The organism is Halococcus thailandensis JCM 13552 (genome assembly GCF_000336715.1).
GTDB lineage: Archaea > Halobacteriota > Halobacteria > Halobacteriales > Halococcaceae > Halococcus > Halococcus thailandensis.
Genome location: NZ_AOMF01000192.1, coordinates 1 through 8,298, shown reverse-complemented (window position 1 = coordinate 8,298; position 8,298 = coordinate 1). Strand labels below are relative to the sequence as shown.

The 8,298-nt window shown below is 57.5% G+C and carries 7 protein-coding genes, 1 tRNA gene and 4 pseudogenes; 5 read left to right on the top strand and 7 right to left on the bottom strand.

The features are described from left to right. Positions 1–36: 36 nt before the first annotated feature. Positions 37–110 (bottom strand) — tRNA-Met (locus C451_RS19945). A 250-nt stretch (positions 111–360) separates the two neighbouring features. Between C451_RS19945 and C451_RS19940 the strand changes: the two genes are divergently transcribed. Further along, entirely contained in the window at positions 361–711 is a 351-nt protein-coding gene (locus tag C451_RS19940; protein WP_152420538.1) for a pyrimidine dimer DNA glycosylase/endonuclease V, read from the top strand. Between the two features lie 71 nt (positions 712–782). Here C451_RS19940 and C451_RS19935 read toward each other — a convergent pair whose 3' ends face one another. Next, positions 783–1,214: an adaptin protein gene (locus C451_RS19935; RefSeq protein ID WP_193788323.1), complete on the bottom strand. Its 432-nt coding sequence runs from the start codon at positions 1,212–1,214 to the stop codon at positions 783–785. 79 nt (positions 1,215–1,293) lie between these two features. On the opposite strand from C451_RS19935, the gene C451_RS19930 reads away from it, so the two are divergent. Beyond that, positions 1,294–2,202 carry an ADP-ribosylglycohydrolase family protein gene (locus C451_RS19930; protein ID WP_007743568.1) on the top strand — a complete coding sequence of 303 codons (909 nt, stop codon included), beginning with the start codon at positions 1,294–1,296 and terminating at the stop codon, positions 2,200–2,202. A 76-nt stretch (positions 2,203–2,278) separates the two neighbouring features. Here C451_RS19930 and C451_RS19925 read toward each other — a convergent pair whose 3' ends face one another. Beyond that, the gene (locus tag C451_RS19925) at positions 2,279–3,007 is read right to left on the bottom strand and encodes a CBS domain-containing protein (RefSeq protein WP_152420537.1); all 729 of its coding nucleotides are present in this window, start codon (positions 3,005–3,007) and stop codon (positions 2,279–2,281) included. A 144-nt stretch (positions 3,008–3,151) separates the two neighbouring features. On the opposite strand from C451_RS19925, the gene C451_RS19920 reads away from it, so the two are divergent. Then, on the top strand, positions 3,152–3,499 hold the full coding sequence (locus C451_RS19920) for a hypothetical protein (RefSeq protein ID WP_007743563.1): 348 nt from the start codon (positions 3,152–3,154) through the stop codon (positions 3,497–3,499). A gap of 78 nt (positions 3,500–3,577) precedes the next feature. On the opposite strand, the gene C451_RS22315 is transcribed toward C451_RS19920, so the two are convergent. Next, positions 3,578–4,051 carry a hypothetical protein gene (locus tag C451_RS22315; RefSeq protein WP_152420536.1) on the bottom strand — a complete coding sequence of 158 codons (474 nt, stop codon included), beginning with the start codon at positions 4,049–4,051 and terminating at the stop codon, positions 3,578–3,580. A gap of 430 nt (positions 4,052–4,481) precedes the next feature. Continuing rightward, a pseudogene (locus tag C451_RS21355) lies at positions 4,482–4,747 on the bottom strand (transposase); the annotation flags it as partial. Between the two features lie 45 nt (positions 4,748–4,792). Here C451_RS21355 and C451_RS19905 point away from each other — a divergent pair. Then, positions 4,793–6,141, top strand: a pseudogene (locus tag C451_RS19905) (ISH3 family transposase). 186 nt (positions 6,142–6,327) lie between these two features. Here C451_RS19905 and C451_RS21350 read toward each other — a convergent pair. After that, a pseudogene (locus C451_RS21350) lies at positions 6,328–6,890 on the bottom strand (IS5/IS1182 family transposase); the annotation flags it as partial. Positions 6,891–6,960: 70 nt separating this feature from the next. On the opposite strand from C451_RS21350, the pseudogene C451_RS19890 reads away from it, so the two are divergent. Further along, a pseudogene (locus C451_RS19890) lies at positions 6,961–7,564 on the top strand (integrase); the annotation flags it as partial. Positions 7,565–7,651: 87 nt separating this feature from the next. Here the strand turns inward: C451_RS19890 and C451_RS24450 are convergent. Then, a complete protein-coding gene (locus C451_RS24450; protein WP_394295076.1) occupies positions 7,652–8,146 on the bottom strand; it encodes a DUF4268 domain-containing protein in 495 nt (164 codons plus the stop codon). Positions 8,147–8,298 lie beyond the last annotated feature (152 nt).

Sequence of the window (8,298 nt, the reverse complement as noted above, 5' to 3'; positions counted from 1 at the left end):
GTATCGCGCTCGAAACTGTTCGGTGAGAAAGCGAGATAGCGGGAGGTGGATTTGAACCACCGATCTGCGGGATATGAACCCGCCGGAATGTCTGGCTATCCCATCCCGCTATCGTTCCCTCGGTTTCCGACACCAGTAAGAGCAGCGAAACTCCTGCGAGTTGGTGGGCGAGGCATTCCGGATCATCGTGGCGTGGCTACTGACGCTTTAAGTGATTCTGGCGACAAGGTGAAGATACGAGAGAGGCCCGTGAGTTTGCCTTGTCTGCCGTTCTCCACGAGAATTTGGGTGAGAGAGTGATATCGCTGTCACTCCAAGAAATCGGTGACACTCTATAAGTGGATCCCATTCAGTTGAGTGATGACACGGATGTGGTGCCTGCCGACGGAGATCCTCTGTGACGATCATCTCCGCGGGGAGCACGCAGAACACCACCAGCTTGTGGGGACTATCCGAAACCACCCGCATGGCGAGGCGATCGCTGAAGGCCACGCCGAGAAGGGCAACATCGACACGACGCGGCTGGAAGAACGTCACGCCCGGCTCGCCGCAGAGATGGAACGACGCGACATGAACCACGACTCGCCGCTCGCTTACGACGGCCCCATCTACGGGGCTGGCGCGATCGATCCCGAAATGAACCGGACCGACCTGCTCGACCGATGCGAGGACTGTGCTGCCAGAGCTCGAAAGCATAGTCGATCGCAGTAACGCACTCATCCGATCGTCTAGAGTGAGCGGGAGATCAACACAGACGCTCGAAAATCGAACTGCTCCGACGCTCATTCCTCCCGGGATGGTGGATCGATAGGGATGCCACCACGTTCAACGGCGAGGACGAAGTCCCACGCGTAGTAGTGACTCCATCCCTCGACATCACTCAGATCGATATCGTCGACAACGATGCATTCGGTTGCGTCGGGGAACTCCTCGGCGAGTATTCGAAGGCGGTCAGGACGCTCGGGCCAGTATTCGTAGCGACCGAACTCGTTTTGCTCGCCGAGACGGCCGACACCTTCCTCGTAGTATCGCTCCGCGAGCGCTTCGATGCCGGGAATGTCGGCTTCCTCTTTCAGATCCTGGTTCCCGATCGCCCAGACCTCGTGGTCGGTGTCGTGAGCGAGGTGCCGCACCCACGCGAGCGGGACCGCCTCGTGCTGGGGATGGGGATTCACATCGACCGTCCAGTCACGGTCGAACGCGAACACCATCATGGGCACTCCACCGCGTTCGAAGCCATTGTACAGGGCACAGTGGCCGGGGATATAATACTCCGCCAGCGTTCGACTGAGCATGGTCGGACATGACAGAGCCGAGGGCGTCCTACTGGGATTGGCCTGCGGCGACGCGCTCGGGCGGCCCGTGGAGTTTCGCTCGTCGGGAGCTATCGAGGCCGAATACGGCACGCTCAGGGAGATGACTGGCAACGGCACTCACGGCAAGCCCGCGGGGACCATCACCGATGACACCGAGCAGGCGCTGTGTATTGCTCGGAGCCTCGTCGAGCGTGGCGAGTTTGCCCCGGACGACATCGCCGACCGGTTCGTGACATGGTACAACGGCGGCCCGTTCGATATCGGGATCATGACCGCCGACGCGTTGGGACGCATTGATCAGGGGGCGTCGTGGGACAGCGCGGGGCAGGAGGTCTGGGAAGCAAAGCCCGAAGGTTCCAATGCTGGCAATGGCAGTGTAATGCGGTGTGCGCCGCTTGCACTCGCGTTCGCCGACAATTGGGAAACCCTCCAGCGGACGAGCCGTGACTCATCACGGATCACGCACGCCGATCCCCGATGTACGCACGGCTGTGCGGCCCTGAATCTCACTATTGCCGCACTACTTGATGGCGACGAGCAACCTCTCGCCAGTGCTCTCGATGCGTTGCATCCTGACGCTCCCGACAGTCTTTTTGGAGTTCTCGAGCCCCTTCCCGACGACATCGATTCGACGGAATTGCAGAATTCCGGATTCGTCCTCCACACTCTCCAGACTGCGCTATATCATGCACTGACGGCTAACTCCGCCGAGTCAGCCATCGTCAGCGCCGTCAACCAGGGCGGCGACACCGACACTATCGGTGCCGTCGCCGGAGCGGTTGCCGGCGCTCGCTTCGGATCATCGGCGCTTCCCGAGCATTGGCTCGACGCGCTCGCGGTAACCGACGAACTCCATAACCTTGCCCGAGAACTCACTACAGTTTGAGACGATCCTTGGCATCGGAATCGATGTCCGTGTTGAGTAGCACCGATACCCACCCATAGAGGACTGCAAATCAGGATTAGTTAAGCGCATCGAGGCACTGCTCGATAGTATCGTATGCCTCAAGCAGGATGCTGACAGTTCGGCCGTTCATCAGCCCACCCTCGGTGTTTTCGACGAGCAGGTTGGAATGCGCAACGGCGTTTCGAACATCGACGACATCTTCGAAGTAGTTGTTGGCAGAATCGCCACTCGCGAAGTCACAGCGTTGCCAGCAGTCTTCAATGCTCCACACCACCTTGGCTAATGTCGAAAACTGCGTGTAGTCGACCGGGTCGAGCTCGATGTTTGCTCTTTCCGCTTGTTCGTACCGCTCCTGAATTCCCTCCCGAACTTCCGGATGCAAATCGACGGCGGGAGCGTCCATCCATTCCGGTGCGTTCTCCCTGACGACCTCTCGCAACTGCCCCTCGAGCAATGAGATTCGGTCGTAGAGATAGATGTACGCTGGCGATGTGTTCAGATCGGCACGAGTGAGAATACCCGTCACCTGGTTCCGGCCACCCAAGAAGTAGAACGGGTCCTCGGAAAGTGCTTCGAGCACATCCGCGAAGGTGGCATTCGTGGAAATAATCTCGTCCAATGTGATCCGACGGAGGTGGTCCGATATCGGTGACGAATCAGATACTGTTGACAGACCCTCTCGCTCGATGTATCCGATCGGCTGGTTGCCGTCGTGTACTGGAGCCACGTCATAGCCCTGCTCTGCCATCGTTTGCTCTACAGAGCCCGCCTCTTCGTTTTCCATCTTGTACGTGACGTCTCTTGTCGCAAGATCGCCTGCAGTGCATTGGTACACGTCTCGGTCCATTTTCGTTTATCGACACGAAAAGACGGGTATTGATTGTGACGCCACAAGCGATAAGTAGTGCGCATTATTTTGTGAGTGTATATGAGTACAGAGAATTTTTGTGAGGATGGGGAAACGATACAGCATGATGCAGCTGCTCCCCTGTTCCCGCTCAATCAACTGGAAGGAACCATCTATCGCTACCGGGACGCCGAATTGAAACGCGAAAGGGCGAATGCCTCGCAGATCGTGACTGTGGGCCCAACCAGCTTTGCGAGCAGCTACTTTCTCGCTCAGCACACCCTCTCACTCGTTGAACTTAGCACGCTGTCGACCACGCAGCGAGACGAACTCAGGGCAGGAACCGAACTCGATCTCGCTGAGTTCGAGTACATCCAGGTCGGACGCAATCGCACGCGGTCACAAAATCATAGCCTCAGCGAATACTGATCGGGGGACATTGGCTTACGATATCTGTCAGCGATCAAGCTCCATATCCGTGACGTCATCGAGTTCCGCACTGCTGGATCAGTTGTCGATCCCGGCGACCGGGACATATGGAACCGCAGCAATATCGCCCATATTGATAGCGAAGTCCGCTTCCAGCCCATACCGATGTGCGACATCCGTTTGTTCGCCTTCGACTCGATACTGGTCGTCAGTGGCTGAGACATAGTAGTGCACTCGGATCGAGACTTCGTCCATCGCACCATCTATTTGCTCAATTCGTTCGTCCTGAGGTGAGTGAGGGTCATGCTCGTCTTCGGTGTCAGCCGCCGGCTCGATATCCAATATCTCGACGAACATTCCTTCCCCGTTCGGAAGATAATAATACTTCCCGACCTCGACCCTTCGATCCGTCGTTTCGACGAGATGGAGACCATCCAGCCAAACGTGGGAGGGATCACCGCTCACACGAATGAATTCGGGTTCGCCATCGCCGTCCTCAAGAGCATCGGGCGGGCGGACAGTCAGGTGGGGGCGCGTTCGCTCTGATGCCATACGATTCAGTCGGTTGGCTGGGTATTAGGAATTGGGGTACTCAGCCAAAATTGAGCGCTAAATAGACAGATTGGGGGTGCCGATCCGTAGAACCGTCGAATTTTGCATCTGTTCGGCCTCTTTCACTCTATTTGTGATGTGAGTTCGCTTGTCGGCTAGGCAAACAGTCGAACAGGGCGCGACGCGCCTTGCTGAGATGGATATTAAGTTCCAGTTGTAGCGGGCTGATCGATGGTTACCAGCGATAAACGTATGCTTTCCCGCGTTTTCAGCAGCAGGACGATCGAAGCATGTTCCGTATCTTCACAATATGGAGCTCTGTTGAATCGACATAAGGTGATGGAATTCACTGTTTCACTGCTCGTTTGATGTTGTAGACGATACACATCAGGGCGATCTCTCGAAACTCACGGAACCAGGTACGCGCNCACTGTTTCACTGCTCGTTTGATGTTGTAGACGATACACATCAGGGCGATCTCTCGAAACTCACGGAACCAGGTACGCGCTCGCACGGCATAGCCGAGCGAGCGCTTGACAGCCGAATTCACGGTTTCGGTCATTGATCGCTGTGCGTAGAGATCCTCGTCAATTCTGGCATCGTGTGCGTGGTCGTACGGTGCACGTATGCAATGCTTGATGAGTGGGCGAATCTCGAGCTCACGCAGCGTTCGCGGAGAGCGGTCTTGTCGTAGCCTCAATACCTCACAAAGTGGGTTAGATGAACCGGCTGCTTGGTCGGTTGATGCGACCGGACCAAGCAGCCAACGAACTCACAGAAGAGCAGGTGCTTAACTTTCTCGTCAACACTCTCGATGAGGAGATCAATATCGACCTCGGTGAAAACGCCGATATCGACTCCGAGGACATCTGGAACGTCCTCGTCGGCGCTACAGCCGACGAGGGCTCGGTCAGTCATCTCTGCGAGATCTCAGAGGAATCGCCTCACGCCAACACGATTCTCCACCATCTCCGGACGAAGTTCGAGCTCGAAGAGCTCGAACGAGTCGGCAAGACACTCATCCAGCAGGATATNCCAACACGATTCTCCACCATCTCCGGACGAAGTTCGAGCTCGAAGAGCTCGAACGAGTCGGCAAGACACTCATCCAGCAGGATATCCTCGAACTCCTCCCGGATCGGACGGTGGAGGTCGTCGCCGACCTCCACCTCCGTCCGTACTACGGCGAGGAGGACGAATCTACAGAGGAACTCTACAACTCACTCGCTAAAGCCGGAACGACGACGTTCCATGGCTATGCCACGCTCTACGCCCGCGTACGCAACAAACGCTACACGCTGGCGGTGCGCCGTCTGACCGACGGCGACACCGCCAGCTCGATCCTCGCGGAACTACTCGGCGCGCTCGACGGCCTTGACCTCGAAGCCAAGGCCGTCTACCTCGACCGCGAGTTCTATGATACGTACTGTTTGACGCTACTCGCTGCCCACAACTACGCTTTCATCATGCCGATCGTGAAGTGGGGCGAGAAGATTCAGAACGAACTGAGCACAGGCTGGAGCCGCGTGATTGATCACGAGCTCCGAGGGAAAATCGACGGCCACACGTGGACCGTCGATTTTCCGGTCTATATCGACTGTACGTACCAGCAAGGAAAGTACGACGAGGAAGGTGTGGCGCGTCACGGCTACGCCGTGGACGCGCCGTTCATCGAGACACCACGCCAAGCCAGGAAGTACTACAGCCGCCGATTCGGTATCGAATCGACCTACCGGCTGTCCGAACGAAGCATAGCGAATACGACGACACAGAATCCGGCGGTGCGGTTCCTGTACGTACTAATCAGCTTCTTACTCCAGAATGCGTGGCGGTATCTCCACTGGGAGTACGTGGCGTCGCCGCGCCGAGGCGCGCGACGCCTCTGGTCGTGGCGATTCGACGANCTCCAGAATGCGTGGCGGTATCTCCACTGGGAGTACGTGGCGTCGCCGCGCCGAGGCGCGCGACGCCTCTGGTCGTGGCGATTCGACGAATTCCTCGGAATGGTACGGAGAGCAGCGGAGACGGCGCTCGCGGTGCGTCGCACCGTTCCCGCAAACAAGCCGCCGGACGACCGCTTCGGGCGATAATCCACCGGCCAGGAATGCCCGCTCGGTGAGTGACAACGCCGTCGCGTCGGTGGCGTTCCGCCGCCGACTGCGACAGGTTTGATGCTCTCGGTGCCGATCCACCTTCTTCAGCAGTTGCTCGGTACCAATTCCTCCACCAACTCACGTCTTAGAAGCACTCAACCGGCGAGCTTTGTGGTGTACTGAGCCTTTGTCCGCAGCGAGAGTCCGCAGATCGCCCGCATTCCGGCGGGCGATCTGCCCGTAGAGGTCGGCGTCACTTCCTTTGAGTGTGGTCGAGCAGTGAACGTCGAGGACGGCTTGGGATTCTGTATCGACGAGTTTCGTGACTTTGAGCGTCTGCACGCGGTAGTTCGTGCGCTGGCAGTAGTGGCGGCTGGTGCGGTCTCGGTCATAGAACGTGGCGTCGAGAGCGGCGTGTTCGGATGGATCGTGCAACTCGCCGATTGGCGCAGTAGCACTCGACAGAGACTCATCACGATTCGGTCGAGTGCTTAACACAACGTTGACGGCGCAGTGAGATCGGCCGCGTCGAGGCCGATCTCCCGGGTTATTTGTGGCATCTCCTTCAGTAGATCGATGGTCATGCGGTAGGACGTATCGAGGTAGATCTGGAGACAATGCAGGGAAACGAGGGCGTAATCGGCGAATCCGCCGCCATCGTTCGGGGCGGCGGATTCGCTTCCATCGCCAGTAACTCTTTGTGCGACCAAGACGCATCGCTCGGTGAAGCGGGAGATTTGGGTCATGGACAACGCAAGTCTCTCGCTTCAATGCCTTTGATCTAGTGACCGATCCCACGCAGTCTAGTGATTCAACAGAGCTCTTCGGTGTGATGACGTCCATCTCGAGGATCGCTACGCAACGGTTTTCGCGAAAAAGCAGCGTCTCGACGATCGGGGGGCTTCCCGAACCAGTACTCCACCCACTGAAGATGTACCAGAAGATGCTGGATGCACCGAGCGCAAGTTGGCCAGTGTTTCCCTCGTTTCATCACCCGACGCTCTCTCAACGAGTGACCGATAAACTGGATCGACGTGGATACACCGACACAGAGATCAAAGAGATGCGCACCGACCGCTCGTTGATTGAGGTCTGCGTCGAGTACGACATCGAACCACCGTCGATAACGACCGACGCCGGTCGGCACGTCCTCAAGCGCCTCTGCGAGGAAGCAGGTATCGAACTCGATGACGGCGAGGAATATCTGATGCCTCACGGTGCTCGGCGTGGTGCTGGCGAAGTTCTCGTACGTACGTCTGGCCATGCAGCAGCTGCCCGGGCGCTCGACAACTCCGAAGAGGTCGTTCGCGAGCACTACTCGCATATCGAAGCCGGCGAACTTGCCGACCAGATGACCAGCGCCTTCGAAGAAGCCGATCAGCAAAATAATTCCACCAGGCGGTGGAATTCCGGGGTTTGAATCTTGGAGTGTCAGCAGCCATGCTGACTCGTGGGAGCCGCTGCAGGCATGCTGCTGGCCTGGTCGTGGTGAGGCGGTCCGTAGTGGTTAGTAGGCAGCTAGCCGGTCGTCGAAGACAGCGTGGAACTGCTCGCCTCGGTCGACTATCCACTTGACCGCCTCGCCCCAATCAGTTCGCTCGTCAAGGTTGATCGGCCGCGTGAGTCGGACCTTGCACCGTTCTTTGCTGGAGTTGGTCCTGTCTGGTGGCACCCACTCAATCTCAGTCCCAAGCTCGGCTTCAATCGCCTCTGCATCGTCTTCGAGATGGTCGAAAAGACTCCAATCATCGCGAATCAGGAGGTGGACCGAAATTTGACGCTTCTGGGTATTAATCGATAGCCGAATGATCGAATCCTGAAGGGGTGTTGGTTGGTCTCGATGGTAGGAACTGCCTGAACTGACTGGCCCAAGCGACGTGTCCGAGCGCGACGAAACCTCCTCAGCGACGCTTTCCCAGAACTCTCGTTTGGTCTTGTCGGCTTCTGTCTCGCTATCATCCGAGGAGGTGCCCGTCGGTTCAGTGCTAAGTGGGCGACGGATACACTGGGTTGTGAGGAGTTGAACGCCGTCATTGGACGCGAACGATTGGTATTCGACGCAGACACACTGGTTATCGCTTAAGCCCAGAATGAGCGGTGAGTGCGGAAGCTGGTTTGCTGAGTGCTGTGGGATTTCTCAGAAGTAGAGCACGA